Raw genomic sequence first — 19,345 nt, forward strand, 5'->3', positions numbered from 1 at the left:
CAGTCATGACCGCCACCGCACGCGAAGTCGTCGAGCAGGTCCTGCGCGCGGGCCTCGCGATGGACACCGACACCTTCGTCGGCCTGATCGCCCCGGACGGCCGCATCGAATGGCCGTACCACCCGGCCGGCGTCCCCGACCACCTGGAAGGACGCGAACAGATCCGCGAGTTCCTGACCGCCCAGGCCGGCGGCCTCGTCAGGTTCGAGGAGTACCGCAACACGGTGATCCACGAGACCAAGGACCCGGAGGTGGTGATCGTCGAGTACGACGTCCACGGCACCGTCGTCCCGACCGGCGCACCCCTGCACCAGACCATCATCGCGGTGATCCGGGTCCGGGACGGCCTGGTCGTCTCCTACCGCGACTACCTCAACCCGTTGGTGCTGGCCGAAACCCTGGCGAGCGTGGGCGGCGCCTAGGCGGTGTCCTGCGAGTCTGCTCGATGGGCTTCGTGATCCAGGTGGTTCCTGACGGCACGGGCGGGTCACCCTCGTACTGGGCCGTACTCGGGTGATCCCGCCCGTGCCGTCAGGGGCCGCCTGGGCGCGAAGACCGCGAGCTTGACTTGCAGGACACCGCCTAGACTTGGTCCGTGGGCCGGATGACGATTTCGGCCACCGCCCGGCGGCGCGGGCCGGTGACGACGTAGGCGACCGCCTCGGCGATGTCGTCCGCGTGCAGCTGTTCGACGTCGGCGAACCGGGCCGCCATGCCCTCGCGGACGGCCTCCTGCTGGTGGCTCTGCAGCTCGGTCTCCACGAGGCCCGGCTCGACGACGGCGAACCGGACGTTGCGCCGCGAGAACTCCTGCCGCCACGCCTCGGTCGCGGCGGTGACGCCGAACTTGGTCGCGTTGTAGACGGCGGCGTTGGGGATGACGAAACGGCCGGCGATCGAGCTGATGTTGACGACGTCGGCGACCTGCCGCGGGCTGGCGGCGGCGGCGTCGACGAGGTGCGGCAGCGCGGCCTTCGTGACGTACAGCAGGCCGTTGACGTTGATGTCGACCATCCGCTGCCACTCGTCCAGCGGGGCCCGGAGCGAGTCGCCGGTGAGCATCATGCCCGCCGCGTTGACCAGGGTGTCCAGCCGGCCGAGCCGGCCGACGGCGGTGGCGACGATGCGGGTGGCGGCCTCGGCTTCGGTCAGGTCGGCGGCCAGCGCGACGGCCCGGCCGCCCTCCTCGGCGATTTCCTTGGCCAGGACGTCGATCCGGTCCTGCCGGCGCGCGACCAGCACAACGGTGGCGCCCTGGGCCGCGAGCCGGCGGGCGGTGGCCTGACCGATGCCGCTGCTGGCCCCCGTGACCAGGGCGACCGTCGACATCAAGGGGGTGGACATGGCGATGACCTCCGGAGTGGTGCTGAGTGACTGACGTCCACTCTGCGCCTGGCGTTATCCGGGTGCCAGAGTGTGTTTATGGGGGTATCCGCACCGCCTGGCACCCGGCTTCGCGCGGTGGCACAGTGGACCCATGACGACGTCCGTGCCGACCGACGACCAGGTCCGGCGGCAGGAGCTGACGGCCTTCCTGCGCAGCCGGCGGGAACGCCTCTCCCCGGAGCAGGCCGGCCTGCCGCCCACGGGCCGCCGGCGCACCCCGGGGCTGCGCCGCGAGGAGGTCGCGTACCTCGCGGGCATGGGCGTGACCTGGTACACGTGGCTGGAGCAGGGGCGGGACATCACCGTCTCGGACCAGGTGCTGGCCGCGATCGCGACCACGCTGCGGCTCGACCCGTACGAGCGCGTCCACCTCTACGAGCTGGCCGGCCACCCCGCGCCGCCGATGAGCCGCGACGGCAAGGCCATCCCGGACGCCGTGCTGGTGATGGTGCGGCACCTGGAGCCGATCCCGGCCGCCGTGATCAACGCCCGGTTCGACCTGCTCGCCTACAACCACGCGTACGAGCACCTGGTCGGCGGGCTCGACGACGTGCCGTTCGAAGACCGCAACCTGCTGCTGCTCATGTTCACGTCGGCGCGGTGGCGGGCCCGGGTCCTCGACTGGGAGGACGCCGCGACGCGCCTGGCCGGCCGGTTCCGCGCGGGCATGGCGTCGCACGCCGCCGACTCCAGCCGGAAGACCCTGGTGAAACGGCTGCGGCAGGACTCCCCGGACTTCGTGCGCCTGTGGGAGCAGCACGACGTGCGGGCGCCGGAGAACTTCACGAAACGCTACCTGCACCCCGAAGTCGGCCTGCTCACGCTGGACTACACGCAGCTGTGGCTCGGCGAGCGATCGGAGCTCAAGCTCACCACCTACACCCCGGCCGACGACGAGACCTGGGCGAAAGTCCGGCTGCTGCGGGAAAGCGGGTCCTGAGCCCGGCATATCGCCGGCGTATCGATTCCCGCATACGTGCCGGCAACAGCACCGTGCGTTGACTGGCCGCATGACCTACAGCGAACCGGCGCGCACCGCCGGCCGCCGCACCCGGCCGGGGGCGCCGTGGTCGTTCGCCGCTGCGCCGGGCCCCGGGATCACGGTCTACGGGTGCGAGCCCGACGAGGCCGTCCTGTTCCGGGAACTGGCGGCGCGTTTCGGCGTCACCCTGACCGTCACCGAAGACGCCGTCTCCGAAGCCACTGCCGGCCTGGCGTCCGGGAACCGGTGCGTCAGCGTGGGCCACAAGGCGCGGATCACCGACGACACCCTGCTCGCGCTCAGCCGGGCCGGCGTGCGGTACCTCTCCACGAGGAGCATCGGCTGCAACCACCTCGACGGGACCTACGCGGAGAGCGTCGGCATCACCGTCGAGACCGTCTCCTACTCCCCCGACAGCGTCGCCGACTACACGTTGATGCTGATGTTGATGGCGGTGCGGGGCGCCCGATCGACCCTCCGGCGCGCGGACGTCCACGACTACCGGCTGAACGAAACCCGCGGGAAGGAACTGCGCGACCTGACCGTCGGGATCATCGGCACGGGACGCATCGGCGCGGCGGTCATGGCCCGGCTGCGGGGTTTCGGCAGCCGGGTGCTGGCCTACGACACCCGCCGCGAAACGTCGGCCGACTACGTTCCGCTCGACGACTTGGTGCGCCGCAGCGACATCGTCACCCTGCACACGCCGCTCAACGCCGAGACGCACCACCTCCTCGGCCGTGAACGCATCGAGGGGATGAAACGCGGCGCGTACGTCGTCAACACCGGCCGCGGCGCGCTGCTCGACACCGAGGCCCTCGTCGCGGCGCTGGAACGCGGCGGACTGGGCGGTGCCGCATTGGACGTCCTCGAAGGCGAAGACGGGATCTTCTACGAAGACCACCGGGGCAAGCCCGTCGAAAGCGGTGTGCTGACGCGGCTGCGGGACCTGCCGAACGTCGTCATCAGCCCGCACACCGCCTACTACACGGACCACGCCCTGCGCGACACCGTCGAAAACTCCCTGGTCAACTGCCTGAACTTCGCCAGCAGAAAGCAGCACTGGATATGAAGACCGGAATCATCTTCGGGGGCATCTCCGAAGAACACCTCGTCTCCGTCAAGTCCGCGCAGGAGGTCGCGAAGCACCTCGACACCACGAAGTACGAACCGTTCTGGATCGGGATCACGAAGGCCGGCGAGTGGCGGCTCTGTGACGGCCCGAGCGCGGACTGGGAGGACGGCGACTGCCGCCCGGCCGTGCTGTCGCCGGACCGGAGCGTCGGTGGGCTGGTCGTCCTGGAAGACGGCCACCACCGGACGATCGGCCTGGACGTCGTGCTGCCCGTGCTGCACGGGAAGCACGGCGAAGACGGCGCGCTGCAGGGGCTGCTGGAGCTGTCCGGCATCCCGTACGTCGGCTGCGACGTCCCCGGTTCCGCGCTGTGCATGGACAAGTCGCTCGCCTACGTCGTCGCCGGCGCCGCCGGCATCGCGACGCCGGGCTTCCGGATCGTCCCGCCGAACGAGCAGCCCGACCCCGGCCGGCTCACCTATCCCGTCTTCGTGAAGCCGGCCCGGTCGGGGTCGTCCTTCGGCGTCGGCAAGGTGTCCGGCCCGGACGACCTGCCGGCCGCGGTGGAGACCGCGCGGCAGTACGACTCGAAGGTGCTGATCGAGGAGGCTGTTGCCGGCAGCGAGGTCGGCTGCGCGGTCCTGGGGAACGACGGCGAGCTGACCGTCGGCGAGGTGGACCGGATCTCGCTGTCCCACGGGTTCTTCCGCATCCACCAGGAGAGCGCGCCGGAAAGCGGTTCCGAGAACTCGACGATCACCGTGCCCGCCGACATCCCGGCGGAAACGCGCGCACTCGTCCAGGAGACGGCGAAGGCGATCTACCGCGCGCTGGGCTGCAAAGGACTGTCGCGAGTGGACATGTTCCTGACCGGCGACGGAACCGTGGTCCTCAACGAGGTCAACACCCTGCCCGGCCTGACCTCCTACAGCCGGTACCCGAGGATGATGGCGGCCGCCGGGCTGCCGCTCGCCGAGGTGCTCGACCGGGTCGTGTCGCTGGCCCTGACGGGGAAAGACCGATGAACGGTGATTTCGTCTTCGTGGACGAGCACGTGCCCGGGATCCGCTGGGACGCCAAGTACGCCACCTGGGACAACTTCACCGGCAAACCCGTGGACGGCTACCTGGCGAACCGGATCGTCGGCACCACGGCGTTGTGCGCCGCGCTGGAGAACGCGCAGGAGAAGGCCGAGACCGTCGGCTTCGGCCTGCTGCTCTGGGACGGTTACCGCCCGCAACGCGCCGTCGACTGCTTCCGGCGCTGGGCGGCCCAGCCGGAGGACGGCCGGGCGAAAGCACGCCACCACCCCAATATCGGCCGGGCCGAGATGTTCGAAAAGGGTTACGTGGCCGCCAAGTCGGGCCACAGCCGGGGCAGCACCGTCGACCTGACGCTCTACCACCTGGCCACCGGTGAGCTCGCGGCGATGGGCGGCGGTCACGACCTGATGGACGTCCTCTCGCACCACGACGCGCCGGGCGTCGCGCCGGCCGACGCGGCCAACCGCCGTCACCTCCGGTCCCTCATGGAGTCCTGCGGGTTCACCGCGTACGAGTCCGAGTGGTGGCACTACACGCTGAAGGACGAACCTCATCCGGACCGGTACTTTGACTTCCCCATCGTCTAGCCGGGTCGTGGTCGCCGGCGGTCATTCGGCCGGGCACATCGAGCCGATGCTGAACTTCGCCGACGCGCTGCGCCGGCTGGAGCCCGCGGCAGGGATCACCGCCCTGGGCACGGTCCGCGGCCTGGACACCACGCTCATCCCGGCCCGCGGCTACCCGCTCGAGCTCATCCCGCCGGCGCCGCTGCCGCGTGAGCTGAACCGGGACCTGGCGCGGACGCCGGGCCGGCTGCGTGACTCGGTCCGGGCGGCCGGGGCGGTGCTCGACCGCGTGCGGGCCGACGTCGTCGTGGGTTTCGGCGGCTACGTCGCGATGGCGGCCTACCTCGCCGCCCGCCGGCGCGGCCTGCCGATCGTCGTCCACGAGGCCAACGCCCGGCCCGGCGTGGCCAACCGGCTGGCGGCCCGGCTGACGACCCACGTGTTCACCGCCGCGCCGGGCGTCCGGCTGGCCCACGCGACGGCCATCGGGATCCCGCTGCGGCGGGCGATCGCCGGGCTCGACCGGCCCGCGCTGCGCGATGCCGCCCGGCAGCGGTTCGGCCTGCGCCCCGGCAGACCGGTGCTGCTGGTCACCGGCGGTTCGCAGGGCGCCCGCACGCTCAACACCGCGGCGGCCGGCGCGGCCCCGGCGTTGCGCGCGGCCGGCGTCCAGGTCCTGCACATCACCGGGCCGCGTCACGCGGTCGAGGTGCCGGCCGGCGAGCCGCCGTACGTGGTCCTCCCCTACGTCGACGAGATGCGGTACGCCTACGCCGCGGCCGACTTCGTGCTCTGCCGCTCGGGGGCGATGACGTGCGCCGAGCTGGCCGCGGCCGGCCTGCCCGCCGCGTACGTCCCGCTGCCGCTGCGCGGCGGTGAGCAGGGCCTGAACGCCGGGCCGGTCGTCGCGGCCGGCGGGGCGTTGCTCGTCGGCGACGCCGGCCTCCGCTCGGCCTGGATCGAGTCCACCCTGATCCCGGTGCTGACCGATCCCGCGCGGATCGCGGCGATGTCGGCCCGCGCGTCGGCGGCCGGCACCCCCGACGCGGGCGACACCCTGGCCCGGTACGTGCTCACGACGATCGCCGGCTGACGCCGTCATCCACCGGGTGACGCGGCGGGGACCTGCACCGTGACGCGGAGCCCGCCGCCGGGGCGGGCGGTGAGGGTGAGGCTGCCGTCGTGGGCCTGGGTGATGCTCTTGACGATGGCCAGGCCGAGGCCGACGCCGGTGTGCTCGCCGTGGACGCGGGCGGTGCCGCGCTGGAACGGTTCGGCCAGCGTCGAGAGCACCTGCGGGGTGAGCTGCTCGCCGGTGTTCTCGACGGTGAGCACGACGGTTCCGCGGCGGACCCCGGTCGTGACCGACACGGTGCCCCGGTCCGGCACGTTGTGGACGATCGCGTTGTGCACCAGGTTCGTCGTCAGCTGCAGCAGGAGCGCGTGCGAGCCGGTCGTGCGGGCCAGGTCACCGGAAGTCTCGATGGTGACGCCGTGCTTCTCCGCGAGCGGCAGCAGCGTTTCCGCGGCCTCTTCCGCCGCGAGCGACAGGTCGACGTGCTCGCGGCTGAAGGACCGCCGGTTGGCGCGGCTGAGCATGAGCAGCGCTTCGGTGAGGTCGATCGCCCGGGTGTTGACGAAGTGGAGGCGCTCGACGAGCTCACCGGCGTCGCGGTCCGGGTCCTTGCGCGCCACGTCGAGGAGCGTCTGCGTGATCGCCAGCGGGGTGCGCAGCTCGTGGGACGCGTTGGCCGCGAACCGCTGCTGTTCGGCGTCGTGCGCTTCGAGCCGCGCGAGCATGGTGTCGAAGGCGTCGGCGAGCTCGCGGAACTCGTCTTCCCGCCCTTCCAGCTGGACCCGGTGGGACAGCGAGCCGTTCGTGGCCAGGCGGGTGGCGTTGGTGATGCGGGTCAGCGGCGCGAGCATGCTGCCGGCGAGGAGCCAGCCGCCCAGGAGGCCGAAGACCAGCAGGAACAGCAACGCGACGGCGGCCTTCGGCGTGAACGCGGCCAGCAGGTCCGAGCGGTCGGGTACGGCTGTCGAGCCGAGCCGGCCGGGCGGCGCCTCGATCACCTCGGGGACGTACCGCAGCAGGAACACCCACACGACCGCGAGCAGCAGGGCCCCGGCGAGCAGGATGACCCCGGCGTAGCTGAGGGTGAGCTTGACCCGGACGCTCAGCCCCGGCTGCCTAGCCACGGTCCCCTCCCGCGTCGATGCGGTAGCCGACGCCGGCCACGGTGGTGATGATCCAGGGTTCGCCGAGGCGTTTGCGCAGGGCCGAGACGGTGATGCGGACGGCGTTGGTGAAGGGGTCGGCGTTCTCGTCCCACGCCCGTTCCAGCAGGTCTTCGGCGCTGACGACGCCGCCTTCGGCCGCGACGAGCACCTCGAGCACGGCGAACTGCTTCCGGGTGAGCGCGACGTACCGGTCGTCGCGGTAGACCTCGCGGCGGAAGGGGTCCAGCCGCAGGCCCGCGATCTCGCGCACCGGCGGCCGGGCGTGCGCGCGCCGGCGGTCGAGCGCCCGCAGCCGCAGGACGAGCTCGCGCAGGTCGAACGGCTTGGTGAGGTAGTCGTCGGCACCGAGCTCGAACCCGGACGCCTTGTCGTCGATCCGGTCCGCGGCGGTGAGCATGAGGATCGGCATGCCGCTGCCGGAGGCGACGATGCTCTCGGCGACCTCGTCGCCGGAGGGTCCGGGGATGTCGCGGTCGAGGACGGCGATGTCGTAGGAGTTGACACCCAGCAGCTCCAGCGCGGTGTCGCCGTCACCGGCGATGTCGGCGGCGATCGCCTCCAGCCGCAGCCCGTCGCGGATGGCCACAGCCATGTAGGGCTCGTCCTCGACGATCAGCACACGCATGAGCCCGATGCTACGAGCCGGCGCCTATCGCCGGCCTATCGAAAACGCCGTACGGGCCGGCAACACCGAAGTGCCTTGGCTGAAGGCATGTCCACCAGCGAACAAGCCCGGGCGCACGGCGCGATCCCCGCCCCGGCGACGATCTTCGACGACGACGTACCGGCCGTGGCCAACCTGGATCCCGCCCTGCGCGAAGCCCTGCGCCGAGCCGCAGAGGAAGCGGGCATCGACTTCGCCGTCAACGGCGGCTGGCGTTCCCCGGAATACCAGGAACGGCTACGCCGGGAGGCGGTCGCGAAGTACGGCTCGGAGCAGGAAGCCGCCCGCTGGGTAGCAACGCCGTCGACGTCCGCCCATGTCTCGGGAGACGCGGTCGACATCGGCCCCGCGGAAGCCAGGAGGTGGCTGTCCGAGCACGGCGCGGGGTACGGGCTGTGCCAGATCTACCGCAACGAACCCTGGCACTACGAACTACGCCCGGAAGCCATCGAGGAAGGCTGCCCGCCGATGTACCCCGACCCGTCCCACGACCCGCGGATGCGGCGGTGATCAGCACGTGCGCCGTGTCGGTTTTCCAGGGCCTGGTTGCCTCGCCCCCGTCCCCCAGTAGGGTGCTTCGCGGGCACGTTCCGTCATGACGACGGGACCTGGAGTAGGGGGATGGATGTTCGACGCCGTGCTGCGGTCATGACCGCACCACACCACGATCTCCGGTTGATGCAGCAGCAAGCCGCTGAGCTGGACGCGCGGCTCGCGGCCGCCCGGCACACCGCGAGGTCGGCCGAGCAGCCCGTGACCGCGGTCGTCACCGGCCAGGGAAAGCTCGTCGACCTGCGGATCGACGACCGGGCGCTGTACGGCGCACACGCGCAGAAGCTGGGCCTCGCCATCGTCGAGGCCGTCCGAAACGCACGAAACGAGGCACGCACCGCGTCGCTGCCGCAGCTGAACGCGTTGTTCGGCAAGCCATCGGCACCTCCGCCGGCCACCGGGCTCTTGTCGCAGCAGCGACCGGTCGCTCCGGAGCCCGTCCGCCGGCCGGTCGCGCAAGCCCAGACCACGTTGGGCGGGTTCACCAAGCAGGCCACCGCATTGGTGCAGGGCAACACCGACTTCCCGGACATCCCCGAGATGCCCGGGAACTCCGGAATGGACAACGAGAAGCAGTGGCGCATCGACCCGACGGCGGTGCCGGCGTGAAGTGCTTGCCCATGCTCGGCATCGCGATCCTCGCTACCGGTCTGCTCAGTGCGTGCGGGCCGTCAAAGCCGGAACGCCTGCTCTCCCAGCCGCCGGCTCCGGCTCGGACCGGTGCGCCGCTGCCGCTCGCCCAGGTCGAGCGGCCGGTCGACCTGGCGAGGTTCGACTCGGACCCGTGCGCTCTGCTCACCAAGGACCAGGTCGCCGCCGTGGTGGCCGATCCGCCCGATGACGTCCGCGCGAACCGGCAGACCGTCCCACCCGCGTTCGGCTGTTCCTGGACGAACCACGGCGGGGCGCTCATGTCGGCGGCGAAGCCGATCGAGAGCCCCAAGACCCTCGACGAACTGGCGGCCTCGCCCCTGAAGGAGGACGGCAAGCTGGAGCCGTGGACCGAGACGTCCGTCGACGGCCTTCCGGCGGTCGTCTACCACGTGTTCGGGCACTCCGATGAGTGCTCCGTTTCCGTGCAGGCCACCGAAGAGCAGATGCTCACCTTCGACATCCAGGGCAAGGACCTGCCCGGCAGCTACTGGGACAAGGACCGCTGCGGTGGCGTCGCGAAGATGGCCGAACTCGTGATCGGCAACCTCCGGCAAAGCTGACGGGACCGCGACCGGCTTACCCGCGTGACGCCGGAGCGGCCGTGAGGCTGCGGACGGTGTCGGCCACGGTCTCCTCGACCGGGCGGGGCCGCCAGCCCAGCACCGTCCGGGCCTTCGTGGTGCGGATGACAGGGACGCGGCCCAGGCGGGCCGCCGCTTCCCGCATGGCGGGGTCCGTTTCGGCGGCCGCCCGCACCTGCTCGGCGGTCAGCTCCACAGTGGACAGTCCGGGCCCGCCGACCAAACGGGCCAGGTCCAGGAAGCTGATCGACGCGCCCGCCGTGGCGAGGAAGCGCTCACCCGCGGCCTGAGGGTGGGTCATCGCCCGGACGTGCAGGTCGGCGACGTCGCGGACGTCGACGACTCCGAACGACAACGGCGGCACCACCGGCATCACGCCGTCCAGCACCGCCCGCACCAGCCCGACCGACGACGACAGGCGCCCGCCGGAGACCGGGCCGAAGATGCCCGTCGGGTTGATCACGGCCAGTTCCGGGCCGCCCGCCGACCGGACCTGGTCCCAGGCCGCGCGTTCGGCGATGACCTTCGACCGGACGTAGGCGCTGTTCGGATCGGCGGGGTCGGTCCAGTCGGCCTCGGTGTACTCCTCGCGGGGCTCGGCGCTGTAGCCGACCGCGGCGAACGACGACGTCAGCACCACCCGCCGGACGCCGGCCTCCCGGGCGGCGGCGAGGACCCGCACGGCGCCGTCGCGGGCCGGGCGGATCACCTCGTCGTCGTTCTCCGGCGCGCCGGGCGGGAACGGCGACGCCACGTGCAGCACGTAGTCGACGCCGTCGGTCGCCGCCGCCCAGCCGGCGTCGGCACCGAGATCGGCCTGCACCACCTCCAACGCGTGCGTGATCTCGGCCGCGCGGCCGAGATCACGCACGGTCGTGCGGACGCGGTAGCCCTCGGCCAGCAGCCGCGTGATGCTGTGGCCGCCGAGGTGGCCGGTGCCGCCGGTGACCAGCACGAGCGTGTCGGCCGGCCGGATGTCGTCGTTCATTCGGGCGTCCTTCGCAGTGAGGTCAGAAACGTTCGATCAGGCCCACGAGCCGCGGGATCAGGCCCTGCGCCGCGGCGGTGTCGCCCCGGTCGCGGGCGTCCCACAGCCGCGCCTTCAGGCGCAGGTACTCCAGCCGCAGCGTCAGCCGCTCGATCTCGGCTTCCAGCCGATCGGCGTGGTGGTCGAACAGCTCGCGCTGCTCGGCGGCCGCCGCGTCGCCGCGGGCCAGCAGGTCCAGGTACCGCCGCAGGTCCTCGACCCGCAGGCCCGCCGAACGCAGGCAGCCCAGCGAGTCGAGGACGTCCATGGCCGCGGCGTCGTACCGTCGGTGCCCGCTGCTCGGGTCCCGCGGCACCGGGCCGATCAGCCCGATCTGCTCGTAGTAGCGCAGGGTGGGCTCGCTCAGCCCGCTGCGCCGCGACGCCTCCAGGATCGTCAGCCACACCTGTTCACCCGCGACTCGTGCTGCCATGGGACCAGCTTGCAGAACCTCAAGTGCTTGAAGTCAAGCGCGGTTCAGATCTGGTTCTCCCCACCGTCGACGTAGAGGTTGCTGCCGATGACGAAGCTGCTGTCCGCGGAGGCGAGGAACGCCACCGCCGCGGCCGCTTCCTCCGGGCGGCCCATCCGGCCGATCGCGATGTCGCCGCCCAGTTTCGCCTTGAAGTCGTCCGCGTTCTCCGCGCCGACCAGCTCGGTGATCCCGTTGGTGTCGATCGGCCCCGGCGAGACGGCGTTGACGCGGATGCCCCGGCCCACCAGCTCGTGGGCCCAGGTCCGCGCGAACGAGCGGACGGCGGCCTTGGACGCCGCGTACAACCCGAAGGCCGGGGTGCCGTTGTCGGCGGCGGTGGAGGCGTTCAGGATCACCGACGCGCCGTCGTTGAGCAGCGGCAGCGCCTTCTGCACGGTGAGCAGCGTGCCCTTGACGTTGACGTCGAAGATCCGGTCGTACTCCGCCGCGGTGACCTGTTCGAGCGTCGCGAACGCGGCGGTGGCCGCGTTGGCGAACAGCACGTCCAGGCCCTGACCGCGCTCGCGGACCGCGTCGTAGAGCCGGTCCAGGTCGGCCGGCTCGGTGATGTCGCCCGGCACCGCGGTGACGCCCGAGCCGATGACCTCGACGGCCTCGGCCAGCTCGGTCTCGCGCCGGCCGGTGATGAACACGTGCGCTCCTTCGGCGGCCAGCCGCGCGGCCGTGGCCCGGCCGATCCCCCGCGTGCCGCCGCCGGTGACGACCGCCGTCTTGCCTGCCAGCTTGCCCATGTCCGGACCTCCACAGATTTCGGAACCGATCGGTACAGATTTCGACGGTAGCACTTCCGAACCGACCGGTACCGAAGAGGTACGATCGGCACCATGAAGGCACCGATCGGACGACCGCGGGGGTTCGACGCCGACGCGGCCCTCGGGCGGGCCATGGCCGTCTTCTGGGAGCAGGGCTACGAAGGCGCGAGCCTGGCCGACCTGACCGCCGCCATGGGCATCACGAAAACGAGCATGTACGCGGCCTTCGGCAACAAAGAAGACCTGTTCCGCAAGGTCCTCGAACGCTACGAGCAGGGCCCGGCCGCGTACGTGGCCCGCGCGCTGCGGCAGCCGACCGCCCGGGAGGTGGCCACGACGTTCCTGGCCGGCTCGGTCGCCACGAGCACCCACCCCGGCGACCCGGCCGGCTGCCTGAGCGTCCAGGGCTCACTCGCCGCAGGCGAGGCCGGGCGGACGGCCCGCGACCTCCTCACCGCCTGGCGCGACCGGGGCCGCGTGCACCTGCGCGACCGGTTCCGGCGGGCCGTCGACGACGGCGACCTGCCCCCGGACGCCGATCCGGAGCTGCTCGCCCGGTACGTGATGACGGTGGCGAACGGCATCGCCGTCCAGGCCGCGGGCGGCGCCGGCCACGACGAGCTGCAGCAGGTGGCCGACGTCGCCCTGCGCAACTGGCCGCCCGCCTGACCGGCGCCGGTTCCGTCAGCCGGGCTGGAAGAACGCGAGCAGCCGCTCGGCCGCGTCCGGCGACATCAGCAGCTCCTGCATGCCCGCGGACATCCGGGCGGCCGCGCTGGTGCGCTCGTACATCTCGCGTTCGTACTCCCCGATGGCGGCGGGGAAGTCGCCCGGGTGCGCGGCCAGCGCGAGGCCGAGCAAAGCGCCGTCGAGCAGCGCCATGTTCGCGCCCTCCCCCACCGGCGGCATCAGGTGCGCGGCGTCACCGATCAGCGTGACGTCCGGCGTCGACGGCCAGGTCAGGCCGGCCGGGAGCGTGGTGATCGCGCGCGCCACGACCGTGTCGTCGCAGGCCGCGATCAGCGCGGTGATCCGCGGGTCCCAGCCGGCGAGCAGGTCGATCAGCCGCGCCCGGGCGGCGGCCGGGTCGTCGAACGGGATCCCGCAGGTCGCGATCCAGTCCTCGCCGGTGTTGTAGAAGCTGAGGCCGATCCGGACCCGGCCGTCGCCGTTGCGTTGCGCCGCCAGGGAGAGCCCGTCGCCGAACACCCAGTAGTTGCCGCGTCCGACCATCGCCGCGAGGCCGGGGTGCGTGCGGTCGATGTCGGGGATGCCGACCTCGACGATGTTCTGGCCGATGTGCGCCGGGCGGGCGTCGGTCAGCAGCGCGCGGACCCGCGACTGCGCGCCGTCCGCGCCGACCAGCAGGTCGTACGGCGTACTGCGGCCGTCGGTGAAGCGCAGCACGCCGTTGCCGGCGGACTCGAACGCGTGCCCCCAGCGCACCACGCCGTCCGGGAGGGCATCCAGGAACAGGTCGCGCAGGTCGGCGCGGTCGACCTCGGGGCGCAGCAGCGGCGCGTCGTCGGGCGTGTCCTCCTGGAGCAGCAGGGTGCCGTCCGGCTGGAGAAGGCGCATGTCCTGGCCTTCCCCGCGGGCGATCGCGTGGAACCCGTCGATCAGGCCGGCTTCGTGCAGCGCCCGCTGACCGGAGTGGATGTCGAGCATGCCGCCCTGGCCGCGCGCGTCGCGTGACGGCTCGCGTTCGTAGACGACGGCGTCGATGCCGTGCACGTGCAGCACCCGGGCGAGAGCCAGGCCACCAAGACCGGCTCCGACGATGGCGATGATCATCGGGTCCCCCTTCGATACAGTGTATTGACAGATACAGCGTATCTCATCATGCAATGTATCGTCTGCGGCATGTTGGTGTGGGAACGGCCGGAACCGCCGGATCGACCGGTGCTCGCCCCGTTGAGCCGGGAGCGGATCGTGCGCGCGGCGATCGGGCTGGCCGACGCGGACGGCCTGGACGCGGTGTCGCTGCGCAAGGTCGCCGCGAAGCTGGACGTCGGCCCGATGCGGCTGTACGGCTACATCGCGAGCAAGGAGGAGCTGCTCGACCTGATGGTCGACGCCGTCTACGCCGAGATCCGGCCGGCCGGCGACGGCTGGCGGGAGGTGCTCCGGTCGCACGCCGAAGCCGTCCGCCGCGTCGTCCACCAGCACGAGTGGTTCGCCGACCTGCTGGGCGGGCGACCGCAGCTCGGGCCGAACGCACTGGCCAACGGCGAGACGGTGGTGGCCGCGCTCGGCGCCGTCGGCCTGGACGCCGTGATGCCGACGGCCGCCGCGGTCAACGCGTACGTGGCCGGCGCGGTGCGCCGGGAGATCGTCGCCCGGCGGGCCGAGCGGGCCACCGGGATGGACGAGAAGCGCTGGCAGGCCGCGCTCGGGCCGTACCTGGTCCGCACCTTCGCCGACGGCCGGCACCCGGCCCTCGCCACGGTGGTGCGCGACGCCGCCCACCTGGACGCCGACCAGACCTTCCGGATGGGCCTCGACTTCCTGCTCGACGGCATCGAGGCCCGCATCGCGAAGTGACGTGGCCGGTTCACTGCTTCGGGTTACCGGCGCGGGTTCGGGGTGCGGCGCGCCACCGAAATGTCGATCATGAAAGGCGCTCTTCGCGCCGCGCCCGGTGATCGCCCCCGAAAGGACACTCCATGGATCTCGCCGTACCCCACCAGGTTCGCCGCGACCGATCGTCCGCTTTGGACACCGTGCCGGGCGCGCTCGCGGACATCCGGTCCGGGCGGCCGGTGATCGTCGTCGACGACGAGGACCGCGAGAACGAAGGCGACCTCGTCATGGCCGCCGAACACGCCACCGCGCCGGCGCTCGCCTTCTACATGCGCCACACCAGCGGCCTGATCTGCGCGCCGATGGCCCCCGAGCTCACCGAGCGGCTCCTCCTGCCGCCGATGGTGCCGGCCAACGAAGATCCCGCCGAAACGGCGTACACCGTGTCGGTCGACGCCGTCGCCGGCATCGAGTCCGGCATCTCGGCGGCCGACCGCGCCCACACCCTCCGGGTCCTCGCCGATCCCGCGACCACGCCGGGCATGGTGTGCCGGCCGGGTCACGTCTTCCCGCTGCGCGCCCGCCCCGGCGGCCTCACCGAGCGACGCGGCCACACCGAGGCGGCGGTCGAGCTGATGCGCTTGTGCGGCCTCGCGCCGGTCGCCGTGATCAGCGAGGTGTGCAACGACGACGGCAGCGTCGCCCGGCTGCCCCAGCTGCGCGCGCTCGCCGACCGGCAGTGGCTGAAAGTCGTGTCCATCGAACAGATCGCCGCGTTCGTGCCGCAGCCCGCCGCGGCCCGCTGATGCTCGTCGCCACCGTCTTCGACCTCGACGAGACCCTGGCCGACAGCGCCGCGACCTGGCAGCACGTCATCGGCGCCGTCGCCACCCGCCACGGCTACGCGTGGACGCCGGACGACTGGGCGGCGATCCAGGGCACCAGCACCGGCAGCTGGTCCGCCTACCTCGCGCACCGCTGCGTCGGCATCACCTCCGAGGCGGCGGCGACCGCGTGCCTCGACGGCATGGTCGCCGCGCTCGGCGAAGGCCGGTTCGGCCTGCTCCCCGGGGCCGCCGACCTGGTCGCCACGGCGGCCGCGCTGGGCCCGGTCGGCCTGGTGTCGGCCTCACCCGGGCGCTACGTCCGGGCCGCGATCACCGCCTTCGGGCTCGGCCGCCACCTCACCACGACCGTGACCGGCGACGACGTCCGGTGCGGCAAACCCGCGCCGGACCCGTACCTCCTCGCGGCGCACCGCCTCGATGTGCCGCCGCGGCAGTGCGTCGCGGTCGAGGACTCCGGTTCCGGCATCCGCTCGGCCCACGCGGCCGGGCTGACCGTGCTGGCCATCCCCAACGCCACGACCGCGCTCGACCTCGACGTGCTGAAGCTCGCCGCCCACCACGCCACCGACGCGTACATCGCCGCGAAGACGCTGCTCTCGCTGATCGGCGGTCGCCGGCCGGGCTGACCGCGGCGTCACGCCCGTTGCGGGGCGACCGGGCAGACGCCCGCCGCGAGCCACTTCTCCCGCAGGCCGGCCGGGATGGTCAGCGCGGTCGGCTGCCCGTCGGTGAGGGTACGGACGCTGCCGCCGAGCAGCAGGGCGCCCGCCTTGTCGAGCACCGCCGTCGCCGCGCGGCTGCGGTCCTCCGAGCGCTCCAGCAGCCGCATCACCCGGACGCCGGCACCGACCGCGCGGCCCCAGCCGCGCGAGCGGGGTACCTCGAGCCAGTCGGCGACCTCCGGCGTGACGACCCGGCGGACCATCGCCGCGACGACGCCGTCGAACGCCTTGCCGGGCACCATGTTCTCGTACAGGCGCACGAGGTTGCGGGTCAGCTCGACGCCTTCGGCCGACGGCCCGAAGCTCACCTCGACGAGCTCGGCGTTCAGCTCCTGGGCCGCACGCAGGGTTTCGGGCATCGCCTCGGGCGGGATGCCGAGCATCGCGCCCGTCACCCGCCAGACGTAGTAGTAGTCCTCGGCTTCGCGTTCGGTCACGGCGACGCCCATCCGGCGCATCCCGTCGATGACCTGGACCGAGAAGATCAGCAGTGCGCCCAGCATGTCCTGCTGGCACAACGGGACGCCGTCCGCCTCGACGTCCCATTCACCGGACCGGGTGATGAAGTAGCGGACGGCGGCGTGGATCAGCCGGGTCTTCTGGATCGTGGGCACGAAGCTGCCGCCGGAACCGAACGGCGCGGGGCCCATCATGTTCAGCACGAACTGCGACGTCTCCGCCAGGCGGCGGTGCGGCTGGTTCAGCCGGTGGGTCAGCGACAGGACGCGCGACGGCCGGGGCTGGGCGTAGCAGTTGACCATCGCCCCGAACGACAGCACCGACGCGACGTGCACGCCGTCGTCGACGAAGAACTCGTACGCGCCCGCGACCCGCTCGAGGTCCGCCCAGCCCGGCGGGTCGTCGGTGGCGATGAGGTACCGGCGCACCGAGTCCGGCAGATCTTCGGGGATGAGCTGGTCGTTGTCCCGGAACCGCGCCAGCACCTCGTTCACCGCGCCCGTCCGCCCGCCGGCCACCAGGTCGGCGACGACGGCGTCCGCGAGCGGATCCCCTTGGTACTTCAGCGCTTCGAGCGCGGACAACCCTGAACGTTCCGGCATCGGACCAGCTTCATCGCCGGCCGCAATCCGGCGCTAGCGCCGTTCAGGGACGGCCGGAACCCGATCTGACGGCGGCCGCGATCACAGCCGGTGACGGCCGGCTTCCGTGGTGGCTGTGGCAAGATCGGGACCATCGAGACAGCAGGAGAGATCAGCATGCCGAGCCCCGAGATGCAGGCCGTGATCGACGAGCTGCGGCTGCGGAAGCAGGCCCGCGCGGGCCAGGCCCCGCCCACTGTGGACGACCTCCGCGCCGGCTTCGCCCCGGCCGGGCGGCCACCCGAGGCGATCCCGGACGACGTGACCGTCACGGCGGTGGACGCCGGCGGCGTTCCCGCGCACTGGTTGTCGGCACCGGGCGCCGATGCCGGGCGGACCCTGCTCTTCCTCCACGGTGGCGGGTTCTCGCTGGGTTCCCTGCGCAGCCACGGCGAACTCGCCGCGCGGCTCGGCCGGGCCACCGGGATGCGCGTGCTCTTCCCGGAGTACCGGCTGGTGCCGGAGCACCCGTTCCCCGCCGGGGTCGAAGACGTGCGTGCGGTGTGGCACTGGCTGCGCGCGCAGGGCGTGCCGGCCGGTTCGGTGGCGCTCGCCGGCGATTCGGCCGGCGGCGCGCTCGGCCTGACGTTGCTGCTGTCCCTGCGCGACGCCGCCGAGGACCTGCCCGCGGCCGCGGTGGTGCTCTCCCCCGCCATCGACCTGACGACGTCCGGGGCATCGATGGCCGAACGAGCGGACGAAGACCCGATCTTCACGCCGGGGATGATCCGCGGAATCGCCGCGGGCTACCTCGGCGAGGCCGACCCGCGCGCGCCCCAGGCCTCGCCGTTGTTCGGCGACTTCACGGGGTTGCCGCCATTGCTGGTGCAGGCGGGCACGGCGGAGGTGCTGCTGAGCGACTCCGAGCGGCTGGCGGAAACAGCGGCGGCCGCGGGCGTCGACGTCACCCTGACGATCGGCGAGGGACTCCCCCACGTCTACCCGATCATGGCGGGCACCCCCGAGGCGGCCGAGGCCACTCGCGAGATCGCCGCGTTCCTGGGCAAGCACGTGCACTGAGCCACGACCCGGCTCACGTCCGGACGACGTCGACGCCCGCCGGCACCGGCTTCGGGCCGGGCACCACATCAACAAGCAACATGACCACCTCAGCCAACTGAGCCACGACCCAGCTCACGTCCGGACAACATCGGCCCCCGCCGCAACCGACCTCGGGCCGGCCACCTGAACCACCACCGCGCCGGCAAGCAAGATCACCGCCCCGGCCAGCTGGGCCGGGCCGAGTGCCTGGCCCAGCAGCAGCCACGCCAGTGCGGCGGCGACCAGTGGTTCCACCAGGGCCAGCACGCTCGCGACGGCCGAGGGCAGTGCGCGCAGTGACTGCAGGCCGGCCAGGTAGGGCAGCACGGTGCCGACCACGGCCAGCGCCACCAGCGCCAGCCACACCGGCACCCGCAGGCCGCCCAGGTCCGCCGGGGCGGCGAGCAGGCCCGCGGGCAGCGTCCACGGCGGGCTGACCGCCATCACCACGACCGCGCCGATCGCCAGGCCGGCCGCCGTCAGGCCGAACGGGTCGTGCCTGCTCGCGCCGTGTTCGCCGAGCAGGAAGTACCCGGCCGAGCAGATCGCCGCGCCGAGTCCGGCCGCGACGCCCAGCAGGTCCAGCCGGGCGCCCTGCCAGATCTGGGCGACCAGCGCCAGCCCGGCCACGGCCAGCCCGATGCCCAGCCACACCGCCCCGGGCAGCCGGGTGCGCCGCACCACCCGCACCCACAACGCGACCAGCGCGGGCGCCAGGTTGACCAGCACCATCGCCACACCGACCGGAACCCGCGCCACGGCCACGAAGAAGAACAACTGCACCCCGGCGACGCCGAGCACGCCGTACCCGAGCAGCAGCCACAGGTCGCCGCGGCGGAACCGCAGCGCCCGCGGCCGCAGCACGCCGACCACCGGCCCGAGCAGGACCGCGGCCAGCCCGATCCGCACCGCCGTCACCGCGGCCGGCGACCAGCCCGTCGCCATCACGGCCTTGGCGACCGGGCCGGAGCTCGCGAACAGCACCCACGAGGTCAGGCTCAACCCGGTCGCGCGCGCCCGGCTCGGGGCGATCTCGTCCACTGTGGCCACGTTCGCAGTGTGCCTCCGGAACCCGCGCCCGGGACAATGGTT

Annotated in this window: 23 protein-coding genes; 14 read left to right on the forward strand and 9 right to left on the reverse strand. The window is 72.5% G+C overall.

The features are described from left to right. Positions 1-5 precede the first annotated feature (5 nt). Positions 6-422 (forward strand): nuclear transport factor 2 family protein, encoded by a 417-nt coding sequence (locus OG570_RS37815; protein ID WP_326953625.1) that lies wholly within the window; start codon positions 6-8, stop codon positions 420-422. A 160-nt stretch (positions 423-582) separates the two neighbouring features. On the opposite strand, the gene OG570_RS37820 is transcribed toward OG570_RS37815, so the two are convergent. Beyond that, entirely contained in the window at positions 583-1,344 is a 762-nt protein-coding gene (locus OG570_RS37820) for an SDR family NAD(P)-dependent oxidoreductase (protein WP_326953627.1), read from the reverse strand. 133 nt (positions 1,345-1,477) lie between these two features. Here OG570_RS37820 and OG570_RS37825 point away from each other — a divergent pair, with 133 nt between their 5' ends. The 5 genes from OG570_RS37825 (at position 1,478) to OG570_RS37845 (ending at position 6,145) form a co-directional block, all read left to right on the forward strand. After that, positions 1,478-2,326, forward strand: coding sequence for a helix-turn-helix transcriptional regulator (locus OG570_RS37825; protein ID WP_326953628.1), 849 nt, complete (start codon positions 1,478-1,480; stop codon positions 2,324-2,326). Between the two features lie 70 nt (positions 2,327-2,396). Further along, positions 2,397-3,440 carry a D-isomer specific 2-hydroxyacid dehydrogenase family protein gene (locus OG570_RS37830; protein WP_326953629.1) on the forward strand — a complete coding sequence of 348 codons (1,044 nt, stop codon included), beginning with the start codon at positions 2,397-2,399 and terminating at the stop codon, positions 3,438-3,440. Beyond that, complete coding sequence (gene vanA / locus OG570_RS37835) at positions 3,437-4,468, forward strand: D-alanine--(R)-lactate ligase (protein WP_326953630.1); 1,032 nt, start codon at positions 3,437-3,439, stop codon at positions 4,466-4,468. Before OG570_RS37830 ends, vanA begins: the two co-directional genes overlap by 4 nt. Then, complete coding sequence (vanX, locus tag OG570_RS37840) at positions 4,465-5,073, forward strand: D-Ala-D-Ala dipeptidase VanX (RefSeq protein WP_326953631.1); 609 nt, start codon at positions 4,465-4,467, stop codon at positions 5,071-5,073. Before vanA ends, vanX begins: the two co-directional genes overlap by 4 nt. Continuing rightward, the gene (locus tag OG570_RS37845; RefSeq protein ID WP_326953632.1) at positions 5,054-6,145 is read left to right on the forward strand and encodes a UDP-N-acetylglucosamine--N-acetylmuramyl-(pentapeptide) pyrophosphoryl-undecaprenol N-acetylglucosamine transferase; all 1,092 of its coding nucleotides are present in this window, start codon (positions 5,054-5,056) and stop codon (positions 6,143-6,145) included. Before vanX ends, OG570_RS37845 begins: the two co-directional genes overlap by 20 nt. A 5-nt stretch (positions 6,146-6,150) precedes the next feature. Here OG570_RS37845 and OG570_RS37850 read toward each other — a convergent pair whose 3' ends face one another. After that, entirely contained in the window at positions 6,151-7,251 is a 1,101-nt protein-coding gene (locus tag OG570_RS37850) for a sensor histidine kinase (RefSeq protein ID WP_326953633.1), read from the reverse strand. After that, positions 7,244-7,918, reverse strand: coding sequence for a response regulator transcription factor (locus OG570_RS37855; protein WP_326953634.1), 675 nt, complete (start codon positions 7,916-7,918; stop codon positions 7,244-7,246). The genes OG570_RS37850 and OG570_RS37855 overlap by 8 nt, the downstream gene beginning before the upstream one ends. Positions 7,919-8,005: 87 nt before the next feature. Here OG570_RS37855 and OG570_RS37860 point away from each other — a divergent pair, with 87 nt between their 5' ends. From OG570_RS37860 to OG570_RS37870, 3 genes are all read left to right on the forward strand, one after another. Next, the gene (locus OG570_RS37860) at positions 8,006-8,467 is read left to right on the forward strand and encodes a M15 family metallopeptidase (protein WP_326953635.1); all 462 of its coding nucleotides are present in this window, start codon (positions 8,006-8,008) and stop codon (positions 8,465-8,467) included. 138 nt (positions 8,468-8,605) lie between these two features. Beyond that, entirely contained in the window at positions 8,606-9,118 is a 513-nt protein-coding gene (locus OG570_RS37865; protein WP_326953636.1) for a YbaB/EbfC family nucleoid-associated protein, read from the forward strand. After that, positions 9,115-9,723 (forward strand): DUF3558 domain-containing protein, encoded by a 609-nt coding sequence (locus OG570_RS37870; RefSeq protein ID WP_326953637.1) that lies wholly within the window; start codon positions 9,115-9,117, stop codon positions 9,721-9,723. Before OG570_RS37865 ends, OG570_RS37870 begins: the two co-directional genes overlap by 4 nt. A gap of 16 nt (positions 9,724-9,739) precedes the next feature. On the opposite strand, the gene OG570_RS37875 is transcribed toward OG570_RS37870, so the two are convergent. From OG570_RS37875 to OG570_RS37885, 3 genes are read right to left on the reverse strand one after another with little or no spacing between them, the layout of a single operon-like run. Next, positions 9,740-10,732, reverse strand: a complete 993-nt coding sequence (locus OG570_RS37875) for an NAD-dependent epimerase/dehydratase family protein (RefSeq protein ID WP_326953638.1) — start codon at positions 10,730-10,732, stop codon at positions 9,740-9,742. A 22-nt stretch (positions 10,733-10,754) separates the two neighbouring features. Further along, complete coding sequence (locus tag OG570_RS37880) at positions 10,755-11,204, reverse strand: MerR family transcriptional regulator (RefSeq protein ID WP_326953639.1); 450 nt, start codon at positions 11,202-11,204, stop codon at positions 10,755-10,757. Between the two features lie 44 nt (positions 11,205-11,248). Then, positions 11,249-11,998: an SDR family NAD(P)-dependent oxidoreductase gene (locus OG570_RS37885; RefSeq protein ID WP_326953640.1), complete on the reverse strand. Its 750-nt coding sequence runs from the start codon at positions 11,996-11,998 to the stop codon at positions 11,249-11,251. 93 nt (positions 11,999-12,091) lie between these two features. Between OG570_RS37885 and OG570_RS37890 the strand changes: the two genes are divergently transcribed. Continuing rightward, complete coding sequence (locus OG570_RS37890) at positions 12,092-12,688, forward strand: TetR/AcrR family transcriptional regulator (RefSeq protein WP_326953641.1); 597 nt, start codon at positions 12,092-12,094, stop codon at positions 12,686-12,688. Between the two features lie 15 nt (positions 12,689-12,703). On the opposite strand, the gene OG570_RS37895 is transcribed toward OG570_RS37890, so the two are convergent. After that, positions 12,704-13,813 carry an FAD-dependent oxidoreductase gene (locus OG570_RS37895; RefSeq protein WP_326953642.1) on the reverse strand — a complete coding sequence of 370 codons (1,110 nt, stop codon included), beginning with the start codon at positions 13,811-13,813 and terminating at the stop codon, positions 12,704-12,706. Positions 13,814-13,882: 69 nt separating this feature from the next. On the opposite strand from OG570_RS37895, the gene OG570_RS37900 reads away from it, so the two are divergent. The 3 genes from OG570_RS37900 to OG570_RS37910 all read left to right on the forward strand — a co-directional run bounded on the left by OG570_RS37900 (position 13,883) and on the right by OG570_RS37910 (position 16,016). Next, entirely contained in the window at positions 13,883-14,563 is a 681-nt protein-coding gene (locus OG570_RS37900; RefSeq protein WP_326953643.1) for a TetR/AcrR family transcriptional regulator, read from the forward strand. Positions 14,564-14,685: 122 nt separating this feature from the next. Continuing rightward, the gene (gene ribB / locus OG570_RS37905) at positions 14,686-15,348 is read left to right on the forward strand and encodes a 3,4-dihydroxy-2-butanone-4-phosphate synthase (RefSeq protein WP_326953644.1); all 663 of its coding nucleotides are present in this window, start codon (positions 14,686-14,688) and stop codon (positions 15,346-15,348) included. After that, the gene (locus OG570_RS37910; protein WP_326953645.1) at positions 15,348-16,016 is read left to right on the forward strand and encodes an HAD family hydrolase; all 669 of its coding nucleotides are present in this window, start codon (positions 15,348-15,350) and stop codon (positions 16,014-16,016) included. Before ribB ends, OG570_RS37910 begins: the two co-directional genes overlap by 1 nt. Positions 16,017-16,024: 8 nt before the next feature. On the opposite strand, the gene OG570_RS37915 is transcribed toward OG570_RS37910, so the two are convergent. Continuing rightward, on the reverse strand, positions 16,025-17,173 hold the full coding sequence (locus OG570_RS37915; RefSeq protein WP_326953646.1) for an oxygenase MpaB family protein: 1,149 nt from the start codon (positions 17,171-17,173) through the stop codon (positions 16,025-16,027). Positions 17,174-17,329: 156 nt separating this feature from the next. On the opposite strand from OG570_RS37915, the gene OG570_RS37920 reads away from it, so the two are divergent. Next, the gene (locus tag OG570_RS37920) at positions 17,330-18,232 is read left to right on the forward strand and encodes an alpha/beta hydrolase (protein WP_326953647.1); all 903 of its coding nucleotides are present in this window, start codon (positions 17,330-17,332) and stop codon (positions 18,230-18,232) included. Between the two features lie 114 nt (positions 18,233-18,346). On the opposite strand, the gene OG570_RS37925 is transcribed toward OG570_RS37920, so the two are convergent. Next, positions 18,347-19,303 carry an EamA family transporter gene (locus OG570_RS37925; RefSeq protein ID WP_326953648.1) on the reverse strand — a complete coding sequence of 319 codons (957 nt, stop codon included), beginning with the start codon at positions 19,301-19,303 and terminating at the stop codon, positions 18,347-18,349. Positions 19,304-19,345 lie beyond the last annotated feature (42 nt).

This window comes from Amycolatopsis sp. NBC_01286 (genome assembly GCF_035982555.1).
Classification (GTDB): domain Bacteria; phylum Actinomycetota; class Actinomycetes; order Mycobacteriales; family Pseudonocardiaceae; genus Amycolatopsis.

What these genes read in the sequence shown, in the direction of transcription:
- OG570_RS37815 (WP_326953625.1), top strand. Translation starts at nt 6, where the DNA reads ATGACCGCCACCGCACGCGAAGTCGTCGAGCAGGTCCTGCGCGCGGGC.
- OG570_RS37820 (WP_326953627.1), bottom strand. Translation starts at nt 1,344, where the DNA reads ATGTCCACCCCCTTGATGTCGACGGTCGCCCTGGTCACGGGGGCCAGC.
- OG570_RS37825 (WP_326953628.1), top strand. Translation starts at nt 1,478, where the DNA reads ATGACGACGTCCGTGCCGACCGACGACCAGGTCCGGCGGCAGGAGCTG.
- OG570_RS37830 (WP_326953629.1), top strand. Translation starts at nt 2,397, where the DNA reads ATGACCTACAGCGAACCGGCGCGCACCGCCGGCCGCCGCACCCGGCCG.
- vanA (WP_326953630.1), top strand. Translation starts at nt 3,437, where the DNA reads ATGAAGACCGGAATCATCTTCGGGGGCATCTCCGAAGAACACCTCGTC.
- vanX (WP_326953631.1), top strand. Translation starts at nt 4,465, where the DNA reads ATGAACGGTGATTTCGTCTTCGTGGACGAGCACGTGCCCGGGATCCGC.
- OG570_RS37855 (WP_326953634.1), bottom strand. Translation starts at nt 7,918, where the DNA reads ATGCGTGTGCTGATCGTCGAGGACGAGCCCTACATGGCTGTGGCCATC.
- OG570_RS37860 (WP_326953635.1), top strand. Translation starts at nt 8,006, where the DNA reads ATGTCCACCAGCGAACAAGCCCGGGCGCACGGCGCGATCCCCGCCCCG.
- OG570_RS37865 (WP_326953636.1), top strand. Translation starts at nt 8,606, where the DNA reads ATGACCGCACCACACCACGATCTCCGGTTGATGCAGCAGCAAGCCGCT.
- OG570_RS37875 (WP_326953638.1), bottom strand. Translation starts at nt 10,732, where the DNA reads ATGAACGACGACATCCGGCCGGCCGACACGCTCGTGCTGGTCACCGGC.
- OG570_RS37880 (WP_326953639.1), bottom strand. Translation starts at nt 11,204, where the DNA reads ATGGCAGCACGAGTCGCGGGTGAACAGGTGTGGCTGACGATCCTGGAG.
- OG570_RS37885 (WP_326953640.1), bottom strand. Translation starts at nt 11,998, where the DNA reads ATGGGCAAGCTGGCAGGCAAGACGGCGGTCGTCACCGGCGGCGGCACG.
- OG570_RS37890 (WP_326953641.1), top strand. Translation starts at nt 12,092, where the DNA reads ATGAAGGCACCGATCGGACGACCGCGGGGGTTCGACGCCGACGCGGCC.
- OG570_RS37895 (WP_326953642.1), bottom strand. Translation starts at nt 13,813, where the DNA reads ATGATCATCGCCATCGTCGGAGCCGGTCTTGGTGGCCTGGCTCTCGCC.
- OG570_RS37900 (WP_326953643.1), top strand. Translation starts at nt 13,883, where the DNA reads ATGTTGGTGTGGGAACGGCCGGAACCGCCGGATCGACCGGTGCTCGCC.
- ribB (WP_326953644.1), top strand. Translation starts at nt 14,686, where the DNA reads ATGGATCTCGCCGTACCCCACCAGGTTCGCCGCGACCGATCGTCCGCT.
- OG570_RS37910 (WP_326953645.1), top strand. Translation starts at nt 15,348, where the DNA reads ATGCTCGTCGCCACCGTCTTCGACCTCGACGAGACCCTGGCCGACAGC.
- OG570_RS37915 (WP_326953646.1), bottom strand. Translation starts at nt 17,173, where the DNA reads ATGCCGGAACGTTCAGGGTTGTCCGCGCTCGAAGCGCTGAAGTACCAA.
- OG570_RS37920 (WP_326953647.1), top strand. Translation starts at nt 17,330, where the DNA reads ATGCCGAGCCCCGAGATGCAGGCCGTGATCGACGAGCTGCGGCTGCGG.